At 60.2% G+C, this 12,178-nt stretch carries 12 protein-coding genes; 8 read left to right on the plus strand and 4 right to left on the minus strand.

What is annotated here, in order from left to right:
* Positions 1-13 precede the first annotated feature (13 nt).
* Positions 14-1,708, minus strand: a complete 1,695-nt coding sequence (locus K4O48_RS04365) for an L-lactate permease (RefSeq protein ID WP_222910859.1) — start codon at positions 1,706-1,708, stop codon at positions 14-16.
* A gap of 279 nt (positions 1,709-1,987) precedes the next feature.
* On the opposite strand from K4O48_RS04365, the gene K4O48_RS04370 reads away from it, so the two are divergent.
* Positions 1,988-2,776 (plus strand): GntR family transcriptional regulator, encoded by a 789-nt coding sequence (locus K4O48_RS04370; protein WP_222910860.1) that lies wholly within the window; start codon positions 1,988-1,990, stop codon positions 2,774-2,776.
* A 67-nt stretch (positions 2,777-2,843) separates the two neighbouring features.
* Here the strand turns inward: K4O48_RS04370 and smpB are convergent, their stop codons facing one another.
* Entirely contained in the window at positions 2,844-3,326 is a 483-nt protein-coding gene (gene smpB / locus K4O48_RS04375) for an SsrA-binding protein SmpB (RefSeq protein WP_019340344.1), read from the minus strand.
* Between the two features lie 227 nt (positions 3,327-3,553).
* Here smpB and K4O48_RS04380 point away from each other — a divergent pair, with 227 nt between their 5' ends.
* Together K4O48_RS04380 and K4O48_RS04385 are read left to right on the plus strand one after the other, a co-directional pair.
* Complete coding sequence (locus K4O48_RS04380; RefSeq protein WP_222910861.1) at positions 3,554-3,988, plus strand: type II toxin-antitoxin system RatA family toxin; 435 nt, start codon at positions 3,554-3,556, stop codon at positions 3,986-3,988.
* Entirely contained in the window at positions 3,981-4,301 is a 321-nt protein-coding gene (locus tag K4O48_RS04385; RefSeq protein WP_222910862.1) for an RnfH family protein, read from the plus strand. The genes K4O48_RS04380 and K4O48_RS04385 overlap by 8 nt, the downstream gene beginning before the upstream one ends.
* Before the next feature lie 56 nt (positions 4,302-4,357).
* Here K4O48_RS04385 and K4O48_RS04390 read toward each other — a convergent pair whose 3' ends face one another.
* Positions 4,358-4,861 carry an outer membrane protein assembly factor BamE gene (locus tag K4O48_RS04390; RefSeq protein WP_222910863.1) on the minus strand — a complete coding sequence of 168 codons (504 nt, stop codon included), beginning with the start codon at positions 4,859-4,861 and terminating at the stop codon, positions 4,358-4,360.
* A gap of 93 nt (positions 4,862-4,954) precedes the next feature.
* On the opposite strand from K4O48_RS04390, the gene fur reads away from it, so the two are divergent.
* A complete protein-coding gene (fur, locus tag K4O48_RS04395; RefSeq protein ID WP_222910864.1) occupies positions 4,955-5,362 on the plus strand; it encodes a ferric iron uptake transcriptional regulator in 408 nt (135 codons plus the stop codon).
* A 55-nt stretch (positions 5,363-5,417) separates the two neighbouring features.
* On the opposite strand, the gene recN is transcribed toward fur, so the two are convergent.
* On the minus strand, positions 5,418-7,091 hold the full coding sequence (gene recN / locus K4O48_RS04400; RefSeq protein ID WP_222910865.1) for a DNA repair protein RecN: 1,674 nt from the start codon (positions 7,089-7,091) through the stop codon (positions 5,418-5,420).
* Positions 7,092-7,312: 221 nt separating this feature from the next.
* Here recN and grpE point away from each other — a divergent pair, with 221 nt between their 5' ends.
* The 4 genes from grpE to dapB all read left to right on the plus strand — a co-directional run bounded on the left by grpE (position 7,313) and on the right by dapB (position 12,074).
* Positions 7,313-7,882: a nucleotide exchange factor GrpE gene (grpE, locus tag K4O48_RS04405; RefSeq protein WP_222910866.1), complete on the plus strand. Its 570-nt coding sequence runs from the start codon at positions 7,313-7,315 to the stop codon at positions 7,880-7,882.
* Positions 7,883-7,979: 97 nt separating this feature from the next.
* Positions 7,980-9,893, plus strand: a complete 1,914-nt coding sequence (gene dnaK, locus K4O48_RS04410) for a molecular chaperone DnaK (RefSeq protein ID WP_222910867.1) — start codon at positions 7,980-7,982, stop codon at positions 9,891-9,893.
* Between the two features lie 169 nt (positions 9,894-10,062).
* Positions 10,063-11,190: a molecular chaperone DnaJ gene (dnaJ, locus tag K4O48_RS04415; RefSeq protein WP_222910868.1), complete on the plus strand. Its 1,128-nt coding sequence runs from the start codon at positions 10,063-10,065 to the stop codon at positions 11,188-11,190.
* A 77-nt stretch (positions 11,191-11,267) separates the two neighbouring features.
* On the plus strand, positions 11,268-12,074 hold the full coding sequence (dapB, locus tag K4O48_RS04420) for a 4-hydroxy-tetrahydrodipicolinate reductase (RefSeq protein WP_222910869.1): 807 nt from the start codon (positions 11,268-11,270) through the stop codon (positions 12,072-12,074).
* The last annotated feature ends 104 nt before the right edge of the window (positions 12,075-12,178 follow it).

Genomic DNA, 12,178 nt, shown 5'->3' on the forward strand with positions numbered 1-12,178 from the left:
GGGTGGTGCAGTGTCAGACGCCGACCAGTGGGTCCGTCACGCCCAGCACGTAGATGGCGACCATGCCGATCACGCCGGTGAACAGCACGTAGTACAGAGTAGGCCAAACGGTCTTGCGCAGGGTGACGCCTTCGCGACCCAGCAGCCCAACCGTTGCGGAGGCGGCGACGACGTTGTGTATCGCGACCATGTTGCCCGCTGCGGCGCCGACAGCCTGAACCGCGACGATCATCGCGCCCGAGATGCCAAGCGACTGGGCAACGCCGAACTGGAACTGGCTGAACATCATGTTGCTGACAGTATTCGAGCCGGCGAGAAACGCGCCTAGCGCGCCGACCGAAGGGGCCAGCAGCGGATAGATGCCGCCAACGCTATCGGCGACATAGCGCGCCATGGCAATCGGCATGCTCGGCAGATCAGCGGCGTTGACGCCGGAGTTGATCAGGATGCGCACCATCGGCACGGTAAACAGCAGCACGAAGCCGGCGCTGAGCAGCACGCTGGAGGATTCCTTCACGGCCGCTTTAAGCTCGGCGGCACGCATTCCATGCAAGAAGAAGGTAAGCAGCACGACAGCGACGAGAATGCCACCAGGCAGGTACAGCGGCTCGACGCTGGCGCTGACGCCGGTCTCACCAAGGATGTTGGCGAATGCGATGGACACTGACTTCAGGGCAGCAGTAACCGGCGGAAAGACGCGGCTGATGACCAGGATTGCACCCACCAGTACATAGGGCATCCAGGCGCGAAATGCGCTCATTGGGCGTGCGGCAAGATCGTCGAGCTTCATCTCGATGGTGCCAATCCACTCGGCTGGCCAATCTTTCGCGTCGGCAAAATCCCAATGTGTTTTCGGTACCAGAAAGTTAAAGCGAGCGGCCGTTGTCACGATAGCCAGACCGACCAGACCTCCCAGCAGCGACGGGAACTCAGGGCCGAGAAACACGCCGGTGGCAACGTAGGGCAGGGTGAACGCGAGGCCGGCGAAGAGGGCGAATGGCAGCACTTCGAAACCCGCTTTCCAGCTTTTCTCCTTGCCGAAGAAACGCGTCAGCATCATCGCCATGATCAGCGGCATCACTGTGCCGACGATTGCATGGGTGATCGCAACGCTGCTGGTGATCTGTTGCAGGAACAGTTCCCAGCTCGAACCCTGCGCCGCCAGCTGTGCGCCGAGCGTTGCGGTGTCCAGACCGCTGTTCACGCCAACCACGATGGGAGTGCCGACCGCGCCGAACGACACCGGTGTGCTCTGTACCAGCATGCCCATCAGGACGGCGGCCATCGCGGGAAATCCGACCGCAACCAGCAGCGGGGCGGCGATAGCGGCGGGAGTGCCGAAGCCAGACGCACCCTCAATGAAGCAACCGAACAGCCAGGCGATGATGATCGCCTGAATGCGACGGTCGGGGCTGATGGTGGTGAAGCCGGCCCGGATGGCGGTGATGCCGCCGGAGTGTTTCAGGGTGTTCAGCAGCAGGATCGCGCCGAAGATAATCCACAGCAATCCAATCGTGATGACCAGACCTTGTAACGTCGAGGCGAGAATTCGGGTGACGCTCATGTCCCAAATGAACAGGCCGATGGCGGCTGTGAACAGAAATACGACCGGCATGGCGCGGCTGGCGGGCCAACGCAGGCCAATCAGCAGGACGGCAGCAAGCAGGATCGGGGTGAAGGCGAATAGAGCGAGCAGTCCGTTAGACATTTCGGGCTCCCAGGATCATTGGGTTCGGATGAGGGCCCGGCTGGACCTGTGACTGGCAGAACGCTGGAGACCGCATTAAGTAGTCCTCTTCTTGTTTGAGCTCAGGCTTTGTAAATTGGTAATACCAATTAAAGCTAGAGTCCGGCCAGCGTAAGAGGTCGTTCGCCGCTGCGTCAATTAGCTAGCTATAGACTTTCGTCGCAACGGCGTTAGTTGCGATGCGTCGGAGGCGTGGCTACGCTGACCGGCGTTCAGTGGTCAAACCAGTCGAGGCGGCTTATGGAAGTGGGTGTCGTGCGTCAGCGAAGGCTGGCCGATAACATCGTTGAGCAGCTCGAGACCATGATCCTTGAAGGGACGCTCAGGGCCGGCGAGCGCTTACCGGCGGAGCGGGTGTTGGCCGAGCAGTTCGGTGTGTCCCGCCCTTCGTTGCGAGAGGCGATCCAAAAGCTCGCTGCGAAGGGACTGCTGGTCAGTCGTCATGGTGGGGGCAATTTCGTGGCTGAATCCCTTGGCTCGACGTTCAGTGATCCGCTGTTGCACTTGCTGGAAAACAACGCCGATGCGCAGCGTGATCTTCTGGAGTTTCGCCATACGCTGGAAGGAAGCTGCGCCTATTACGCTGCACTGCGGGCGACTGATGTCGATCAGCAGCGGCTCGGTGAGGCCTTCGCAGATCTGCAGGACTGCTATCGGCGTGAGGGGGTTGTGACACGGGCCGAGGAGGGCGCCGCGGATGCGCGCTTCCATCTCGCCATCGCCGAAGCCAGCCACAACGCAGTGTTACTCCACACGATTCGTGGCCTGTTCGATCTGCTCAAGCGCAACGTCGTGACCAATATTGGTGGCATGTATGCGCTACGCGATGAGACCCGCAATATGCTCATGCGCCAGCATCAGGAGCTGTATGACGCGATCATTGCCCGCCGGGCCGATGACGCACGGGACGTGATCCATCGCCATATCAGCTATGTGCAGGAAGTGCTCGCCGAGGGGCAGCAAGAGGCGCAACGGCTGGCACGCGCGCAGCGGCGGCAGGGCAAGGCGGAAAAGTCAGCAGACGCGTGATTGGCGACGGGTCGGGGGTGGCGAGCGGGCCGGGTAGTGCGTCCGGCGCGCTCATGCGAAGGCAGGATCAGTCTTCCTTGCCTTTGGTGCGCATGGCGCGCTGGATTTCACGATCGGAGTCGCGCTCCTTCTCGGTGTGACGCTTGTCGAACTCTTTCTTGCCCTTGCCCAGCGCGATGTCGCACTTGATCAAATGCTTCTTCCAGTAAATCGACAGTGCGACGCAAGCGTATCCTTTCTGCTGCACGGCCCCGAACAGTTTGCCCAGCTCTCGCTTGTTCAGCAGCAGCTTGCGGGTCCGGGTCGGGTCGGCAATGACGTGGGTGCTGGCCGTAGTCAAAGGCGTGATATGACACCCCATCAACCAGGCTTCTCCGTCCTTGAGCAAAACGTAGCTGTCGACCAGTTGTGCCTTGCCGGCGCGCAGGCTTTTCACTTCCCAGCCGGCCAGAACGAGGCCGGCCTCGAATTTCTGTTCGATGAAGTAGTCGTGTAGCGCTTTCTTATTTAGCGCGATGGTCCCAGGGGACTGTTTCTTCTGTTTGGCCATAGGCTGCGCATTATAGGGAGTCGCGTTGCGGCTGGCGATAACCAGCACGCTGCGACAGTGCGAAACTTGAGAGGGCTGCGCTTATCCCCGACAATGTGCCATCTTGACGTCAGTTCAAGCCCGTGGCTCGCGTCACTGCTGAACTGGCTTTATTCCGCGTGCTCTCGGTGGCCTCCCGGCTGCGGTTGTGGTCTGCCGATTGTCGAATGACGAAGTAGAAGGACTGAATGACGACCCATATCCAACGCTCGGCACTGCTGCCCTATCCGGCGAAAGCGCTGTTTGACATGGTCAATGACGTGGCCAGCTATCCGCAGTTTCTGCCTTGGTGTTCGGCAACCGAAGTCCTGTCCAGCAGCGACACCCAGATGCAGGCGAGTATGACGGTGGCCAAAGCCGGCATGAGCCAACGCTTTCTTACGCGCAACGAGCTGCAGGACGGCAAGCGTATCGAGATGACGCTGGAGGAGGGCCCTTTCAGCCATTTGCACGGGGTCTGGGAGTTCAAGGCGCTGGGCGAAAAAGCCTGCAAGATCAGCCTCGATCTGACGTTCGACTACGCAGGGCCAATAGTCCGCGCCACCCTTGGACCTCTGTTCAACCAGGCCGCTAACACGCTGGTCGACGCGTTCTGCGACCGGGCCAAGCAGCTATATGGATAAGCCGGTTATCGCGGTGGAGGTCGTTTACGCCTTGGCCGACAAGCAGAAATTGTTGCGCCTGACGGTGCCGCAAGGCACGACCGTACGCGAGGCGGCGCTGCGTTCGGGAATGGATAATTTCTTTCCGGGGCTGAACCTCGGCACTTCGCCGCTTGGCATCTTCGGCAAGGCGATCCCCAAGCCGGACGAGCGCGTGCTGGAGGAGGGCGAACGCGTGGAGATCTACCGACCACTCATCGCAGATCCAAAGGAAGTGCGTAAGCAGCGTGCGGCCCGGGCGGCGCAAAACAAGGTAGGCGGATCGTCTGCTTAGTTAGTACAGAGTCAAAAAAAGCCCGGCATGCCGGGCTTTTGCTTGTCTGCGCGTACCTAGTTTGTTTCCAGGCGATCAGGCGTTGGGACCGGAACTGGCTCGGCGGCGTCGACGTCGCGCTGAATCTGCTCAAGCAACGAGCCGGGTTCAGGCGTCTCTGGCTCGGTACGGACAGGCGCTTCGGTCGTATGAGCCTCGGTGCCGAGAATGGCCTCGTCGCGGCTGACGCCGGGCTTGAAGTCGCCTGCCAGGCCTGCCAATTGGTCGTCGGCGTTAAAGATCAGGCTGACTCGTTCCTGCTGGCGCTGGCTCCCACCTGGCTGAATGCTGTACAGGTAATCCCAGCGATTTGCATGAAAGGTATCGGTGATCAGCGGGCTGCCCATGATAAACCTCACTTGCGAACGGGTCATTCCCGGGCGCAACTGGTCTATCATGTCCTGCGTAACGACATTGCCCTGTTGAATGTCGACCTTGTAAACCCCGGGGAATGAACAACCGGCGAGTGCGAACAGGCCCACAAGTGTGAGACTGGACAGCATGAGCTTGGTGTTTTGCATCGGTAGGTGACTTCCACTATCTTGGCTGGGCAAAGCCCGGATCATACCCGTATTGAAGGAGGCTGCGAAACAGCAGCAGCGAGAAAGCCAACCATGGTTGAAAATAGCGAACTACGCAAAGCTGGCCTCAAAGTTACCCTGCCTCGGGTCAAGATCCTGCAAATGCTGGATACAACCGACCAGCGTCACATGAGCGCTGAAGATGTCTACAAGGCGCTGATGGAAGCCGGCGAGGACGTCGGTCTGGCAACCGTGTATCGAGTGCTGACTCAGTTCGAGGCGGCCGGTCTCGTGGTCCGGCATAATTTCGATGGCGGCCATGCCGTATTCGAGCTGGCTGACGGCGGCCATCACGACCACATGGTCTGTGTCGACAGTGGTGATGTGATCGAGTTTTTCGATTCCGAGATCGAGAAGCTGCAGAAAGAGATCGTCAAGCGCCACGGTTACGAGCTGGTTGATCACAATCTAGTGCTGTATGTGCGCAAAAAGGCCGACTGATTGTCGATGCCGAAAAATGGAAGAGGCGACCTTGGGGTCGCCTTTTTTGTGCCGATCAGGCCTGCGCTGAACCGATCATCTGCCGCGCGTGGGCGAGCGCCTGCTCGGTCAGATCCACTCCGCCAAGCATTCGGGCGATTTCTTCAACGCGTTCGCTTCCTTCCAGGGCTGCCACCGCCGTGTGGGTCTCGTCACGTCCGCGAGCTTTGTGTACGAACAGATGATGGTGCCCCTGCGCTGCTACCTGAGGTAGGTGGGTCACGGTAAGCACCTGGCCACGTTCACCGAGCCGGCGTAGCAGCTGACCCACCACTTCGGCTGTCGGGCCGCCGATCCCGACATCCACTTCGTCGAATACCAGTGTCGGGGTGCGCGACGTCTGCGCCGTGATCACTTGGATCGCCAAGCTGATGCGCGACAGCTCGCCGCCAGATGCCACCTTTGCCAATGGCCGCAATGGCTGCCCCGGGTTGGCGCTGACGAGGAATTCCACTTGCTCCAGCCCGTGCGGCATCAGGTCACCTGCTGTCGTGGGTTTAAGTACAACGCTGAATCTGCCGCCAGGCATGCCCAGCCGTTGTATCTCGGTTTCAACGGCAACCGCCAGCGACTCGGCTGCCTGCTGTCGGGCACCGCTCAGTGCCTCGGCTTTTTCTTGATAATGATGAGCGTAAGCGGCGAGTTCTTCGCCTAACTGCTCCAGCGCGTCATCGTCAGCATTCAGGCCTTCCAGCTCTTCGAACAGGCTCTGTTGCAAGGCAGGAAGCTCCTGCGGCTGTACCCGATGCTTGCGTGCGAGGGTGTAGATGCTGTCGAGGCGTTCTTCCAGAGCCTGTTGGCGCTGCGGATCGGAGTCGAAGTGGTCGAGGAATCGATTCAGTTCGCCGACGGCTTCTTCCACCTGAATCTGTGCGCTGGACAGCAGGTTGACCGCCTCGCCGAGTGCGCCGGGCTGGTTCTGAAATCCCGTGAGCCGCTGCAAGCTTGAGGTCAGCGCGGACAGGACGTTACCGGCATCGCTCTCACTGCATAAGTCGATGACCTGGCGACAGGCGCCGAGCAGATGCTCAGCGTTAGCAAGGTTCTTATGCTCATGCTCCAGCTGTTCCAGCTCGTTTTCACCCAGCGCCAACGTTTCCAGTTCTTCGAGCTGGTAGCTGAGAAGCTGATGGCGGGCTCGCTGTTCATCGCTAGTGTTGCTCAGGCGCTCCAGCGTCTGTCGCGTTTGCCGCCAGCGCTGCGCTGCCAATTGCACCTGGCGGGCCAGATCCTGACTGCCGCCGTATTCATCTAGCAGGCGGCGGTGGGTGTCGAGTTTGAGCAACGATTGATGTTCATGCTGGCTGTGGATGTCGATCAATAGCTCGCCAAGCGCCTTCAGATCGCCTTGCGGACAGGGCGTGCCGTTGATGTAACCACGTGAGCGACCTTCCGCTGTGATCACGCGTCGCAGGATGCATGGCCCCTCGTTGTCCAGATCCCGCTCGGCCAGCCAGGCACGTGCATCCGGAATATCATCCAGATCGAAGCTGGCGAGAATATCCGCCTTATCCGCCCCGATGCGGACCACGCTACTGTCGGCGCGATCGCCAAGCGTTAATCCAAGAGCATCGAGCATGATTGATTTGCCGGCCCCTGTTTCGCCGCTGATTACGCTCATGCCGCGTTTCAGCTCCAAGTCGAGATGCTCAACGATGGCGTAGTTGTGAACGGACAGATGGATCAGCATGGCAGGGCTCCTACTCGGCGACTGGGTATTTATACAGTGCTTTCGCCTGGCGTCACAAGCGGCTCTATATGGCCGGTATGTAAACAAAGCGCGCTGCCCAATTAATGGCCTTCGAAAGGAATGCTGTTGTCGCGGTCACCCTTGAAGCCTGGATTGTCGCCCCCATATAGCCGCACAAGCGCGGGATGACTGCCCGCTGAAGTATTGACGAGGAGGATCGCATGGCCGACGAGCAGAACCTGGACACCCAGACCCCGGAAGAGAACGACAGCGCGCAAGCCGACGTTGCGGAAGATCTGGCCGCCCGTGTGCAATCGCTGGAAGAGCAGCTCGCGGCTGCGCAGGACCAGTCCCTGAGAGTGGCGGCGGAGTTGCAAAACATTCGTCGCCGTGCGGAGCAGGATGTTGAAAAGGCACACAAGTTTGCGTTGGAAAAGTTTGCGGGTGACCTGCTCGCAGTCGCTGACAGCCTGGAGCGCGGTCTGGAACTGTCCAGCGCTGATGACGAGGCCGTCAAGCCGATGCGTGACGGTGTTGAGCTGACGCTCAAACTGCTGCTCGACACGCTAGCGCGCCATCAGCTGACGCCGATCGACCCGCACGGCGAGCCGTTCAATCCCGAGCATCATCAGGCGATGGCCATGGAAGAAAGTACCCATGCCGAGCCCGGCAGCGTGCTCAAGGTGTTTCAGAAGGGCTATTTGCTCAACGGTCGTTTGCTGCGGCCGGCGATGGTGGTTGTCAGCAAGGCACCTGCAGAAACTCCGCCTTCGATTGATGAGAAGGCTTGAATTTCGGCTTCTGGCCCCCATCTGGTAGCCAAGCGTTTTTGTGTTACCCGCAGCCGGTAAACAGGCGCGGACCAATCAAAAGTTCGGAGAGAAATATATGGGCAAGATTATTGGTATCGACCTGGGAACGACCAACTCCTGTGTCTCCATCCTGGAAAACGGCAAGGCCAAGGTGATCGAGAACGCCGAAGGCGGCCGCACCACACCGTCGATCATCGCCTACGCGAATGATGGCGAAATCCTGGTCGGTCAGTCCGCCAAGCGTCAGGCGGTCACCAATCCGCACAACACCCTGTACGCGGTCAAACGACTCATCGGTCGTCGTTTCGATGAAGAAGTCGTGCAGAAAGACATCCAGATGGTCCCGTACAAGATCGTCAAGGCGGATAACAACGACGCTTGGGTGGAAGTCAGCGGTCAGAAGATGGCCCCGCCGCAGATCTCTGCCGAAATCTTGAAGAAGATGAAGAAGACTGCTGAAGACTATCTCGGCGAGCCAGTGACCGAGGCGGTTATTACCGTTCCTGCCTACTTCAACGACAGTCAGCGTCAGGCGACCAAGGACGCTGGCCGTATCGCCGGTCTGGACGTCAAGCGCATCATTAACGAGCCGACTGCGGCTGCGCTGGCCTATGGCATGGACAAGGCCCGGGGCGACCACACCGTCATCGTTTATGACCTGGGCGGCGGTACCTTCGACGTGTCGGTTATCGAAATTGCCGAAGTTGATGGTGAGCACCAGTTTGAAGTGTTAGCCACTAACGGTGACACTTTCCTCGGTGGTGAGGACTTCGACATCCGCTTGATCGACTACCTCGTCGACGAGTTCAAGAAAGAAACCGGCATGAATCTCAAGGGTGACCCGCTGGCGATGCAGCGCCTGAAGGAAGCTGCCGAGAAGGCGAAGATCGAGCTGTCCTCCAGCCAGCAGACCGACGTCAACCTGCCGTACATCACTGCCGACTCGACCGGTCCGAAGCACCTGAACGTGAAGATTTCACGCGCCAAGCTCGAAGCCCTGGTTGAGGATCTGGTGCAGCGCACCATCGAGCCGTGCCGCATGGCAATGAAGGATGCCGGTATCGATGTGTCGAAGATCGACGACGTCATCCTGGTGGGCGGCCAGACTCGTATGCCGCTGGTGCAGCAGAAGGTCGCCGAGTTCTTCGGCAAGGAAGCGCGCAAGGACGTGAACCCGGACGAAGCCGTTGCCATGGGCGCTGCCATCCAGGGCGCCGTTCTGGCTGGTGACGTCAAGGACGTGCTGTTGCTCGACGTCTCCCCGCTGACCCTGGGTATCGAAACCATGGGCGGTGTGATGACGGCGCTGATTGAGAAGAACACCACGATTCCGACCAAGAAGTCGCAGGTCTTCTCGACCGCTGATGACAACCAGGGCGCCGTGACCATTCACGTTCTGCAGGGTGAGCGCAAGCAGGCTGCGCAGAACAAGTCGCTGGGTCGTTTCGATCTGGCCGAGATTCCGCCGGCTCCACGCGGCGTGCCACAGATCGAAGTGACCTTCGACATCGACGCCAACGGCATCCTGCACGTATCAGCTAAGGACAAGGCCACCGGCAAGCATCAGTCCATCGTGATCAAGGCCAACTCCGGTCTGTCCGAGGAAGAAATCGAGCAAATGGTGCGTGACGCCGAGGCCAATGCGGACGAAGACCGCAAGTTCGAGGAGCTGGTTACGGCGCGTAACCAAGGCGATCAGCTGGTCCATGCGACCCGCAAGATGCTGACCGAAGCTGGCGACAAGGCTACCGAGGAAGACAAAACCAGCATCGAGAAAGCTATCGGCGAGTTGGAGGTCGCTATCAAGGGTGACGACAAGGCCGAGATCGAAGCCAAGATCGCTGCGGTATCCCAGGCCTCTACGCCGCTGGCGCAGAAGATGTACGCCGAGCAGCCTCAGGGCGGTGCGGGCGAGCAAGCTGCTGAGAACGGCCAGGCCGGCGACGACGTTGTCGATGCCGAGTTCGAAGAGGTCAAGGACAACAAGTAAGCTGCGGCTTATGCGCCCTAAGACCAGGGGGGAGGGAGCGGCCGCACGGCGGTGGCTCCCTTCGCTCCCACCCGCCGCGGCATTGCCGCAACGGGCTTGATCGCCGCGCGGGGGCTTGCTCCCGCGTTGGCGTGTCTGGAGGGTACGAATTTGAAGGTTCAGGAAAACTATGGCCAAACGTGACTATTACGAAGTGCTGGGTGTCGAACGCGGCGCCAGCGAGGCGGAGCTGAAGAAGGCTTATCGCCGCCTTGCGATGAAGCACCATCCGGACCGTAATCCCGGAGATAAAGCTGCAGAAGACGCGTTCAAGGAAGCCAACGAGGCTTACGAAGTGTTGTCCGACGCCGGTAAGCGTCAAGCCTATGACCAATACGGTCATGCTGGCGTCGACCCGCAGATGGGCGCGGGTGCAGGTGGTGCCTATGGCGGTGCCAACTTCTCCGACATCTTTGGCGACGTCTTCAGCGATTTCTTCGCCGGTGGGCGCGGCAGTTCCCGTGGTGGCGCTCAGCGCGGCAGTGATTTGCGATACACCCTTGAGCTGGATCTGGAAGAGGCCGTGCGCGGCACGACGGTGACGATCCGTGTGCCGACGCTGGCTGAGTGTAAGACCTGTGATGGCTCGGGCGCGAAAAAGGGCACCAGCCCTGTCACCTGTACCACCTGTGGCGGCATCGGCCAGGTGCGCATGCAGCAGGGGTTCTTCTCGGTACAGCAAACCTGCCCGCGCTGTCATGGCAGCGGCAAGATGATTTCGGACCCCTGTGGCAGCTGCCATGGGCAGGGTCGCGTCGAAGAGCAGAAAACGCTCTCGGTCAAGGTGCCGCCAGGTGTCGATTCCGGCGACCGCATTCGCCTGACCGGCGAGGGCGAGGCGGGTGCGCAGGGCGGTCCGGCGGGCGATCTCTATGTTGTGGTCAACGTACGCGAGCATCCGATCTTCCAGCGCGACGGCAAGCATTTGTACTGTGAAGTGCCGATCAGCTTCGCTGACGCAGCATTGGGCGGTGAGCTTGAAGTGCCCACGCTCGATGGTCGCGTAAAGCTGAAGATTCCCGAAGGAACCCAGACGGGCAAACAGTTCCGTCTACGCGGTAAGGGTGTGGCCCCTGTTCGCGGCGGTGCGGCAGGCGATCTGTTGTGTCGGGTTGCGGTCGAGACGCCGGTCAATCTCGGCAAGCGTCAGCGCGAGCTGCTCGACGAGTTCCGAAAGACGCTGCAGAGCGACAGCTCCCACTCGCCAAAGGCCAGCGGCTGGTTCGAGGGCATGAAGCGCTTTTTCGGCGATCTTTAACTCAGCAGCAGGCGCAGGCGGTTGGCTACCCGAAGCCGGCCGCTGCAGCTTGAGGCTTGCAGCGTGGAGCTGTTCGTATGCGACGTATAGCAGTGATGGGCGCCGCCGGGCGCATGGGTAAAACGTTAGTCGAAGCCGTCCAGCAGACAGGCGGTGCCGCCGGGCTTACTGCCGCGATTGATCGCCCCGACAGCACCTTGGTCGGGGCGGACGCGGGTGAGTTGGCAGGCATTGGAAGGCTTGGTGTTCCGCTGATCGGCGACGCGGCGAAAGTCGCGGAGGAGTTCGATGTACTGATCGACTTTACCCACCCCTCCGTGACGTTGAAGAATCTTGACGTCTGCCGTCGCGCGGGCAAAGCGATGGTGATCGGCACGACCGGCTTCACGGTTGAGGAGAAGGAAAAACTCGCTGCGGCGGCGAGGGATATCCCGATCGTCTTTGCCGCCAATTTCAGCGTCGGTGTGAACTTGTGTCTGAAGCTGCTCGACACCGCCGCGCGGGTTTTAGGTGACGAGGTCGATATCGAGATAGTCGAAGCGCACCACCGGCACAAAGTCGATGCGCCCTCGGGCACAGCGTTGCGCATGGGTGAAGTGGTCGCCGAAGCGCTCGGTCGGGATTTGCAGAAAGTAGCTGTCTACGGTCGCGAAGGCCAAACTGGCGCGCGTGCGCGCGATACGATCGGGTTTGCGACCATTCGTGCGGGTGACGTGGTCGGGGATCATACGGTGCTGTTTGCTGCCGAGGGCGAGCGGGTCGAGATCACGCACAAGGCTTCCAGTCGCATGACCTTCGCCAAAGGCGCCGTGCGCGCCGCGTTATGGTTGGAGCAGCAGCCGGCGGGTCTTTACGACATGCAGGACGTGCTCGGGTTGCGCTAACAGGCCACGGTGTTGCGTTCGGGCCGATTTCGGCTGGACCTCAAAAGGCGTTTTCTGTAAGCTTCCCGTTTTAGTGTGTCCACTAAAAGTTGCGCAGAATGACT

The organism is Pseudomonas sp. DNDY-54, from assembly GCF_019880365.1.
GTDB lineage: Bacteria > Pseudomonadota > Gammaproteobacteria > Pseudomonadales > Pseudomonadaceae > Stutzerimonas > Stutzerimonas stutzeri_P.

Coding starts and splice junctions, on each gene's coding strand:
- K4O48_RS04365 (WP_222910859.1), bottom strand. CDS start 1,708: ATGTCTAACGGACTGCTCGCTCTATTCGCCTTCACCCCGATCCTGCTT.
- K4O48_RS04370 (WP_222910860.1), top strand. CDS start 1,988: ATGGAAGTGGGTGTCGTGCGTCAGCGAAGGCTGGCCGATAACATCGTT.
- smpB (WP_019340344.1), bottom strand. CDS start 3,326: ATGGCCAAACAGAAGAAACAGTCCCCTGGGACCATCGCGCTAAATAAG.
- K4O48_RS04380 (WP_222910861.1), top strand. CDS start 3,554: ATGACGACCCATATCCAACGCTCGGCACTGCTGCCCTATCCGGCGAAA.
- K4O48_RS04385 (WP_222910862.1), top strand. CDS start 3,981: ATGGATAAGCCGGTTATCGCGGTGGAGGTCGTTTACGCCTTGGCCGAC.
- K4O48_RS04390 (WP_222910863.1), bottom strand. CDS start 4,861: ATGCAAAACACCAAGCTCATGCTGTCCAGTCTCACACTTGTGGGCCTG.
- fur (WP_222910864.1), top strand. CDS start 4,955: ATGGTTGAAAATAGCGAACTACGCAAAGCTGGCCTCAAAGTTACCCTG.
- recN (WP_222910865.1), bottom strand. CDS start 7,091: ATGCTGATCCATCTGTCCGTTCACAACTACGCCATCGTTGAGCATCTC.
- grpE (WP_222910866.1), top strand. CDS start 7,313: ATGGCCGACGAGCAGAACCTGGACACCCAGACCCCGGAAGAGAACGAC.
- dnaK (WP_222910867.1), top strand. CDS start 7,980: ATGGGCAAGATTATTGGTATCGACCTGGGAACGACCAACTCCTGTGTC.
- dnaJ (WP_222910868.1), top strand. CDS start 10,063: ATGGCCAAACGTGACTATTACGAAGTGCTGGGTGTCGAACGCGGCGCC.
- dapB (WP_222910869.1), top strand. CDS start 11,268: ATGCGACGTATAGCAGTGATGGGCGCCGCCGGGCGCATGGGTAAAACG.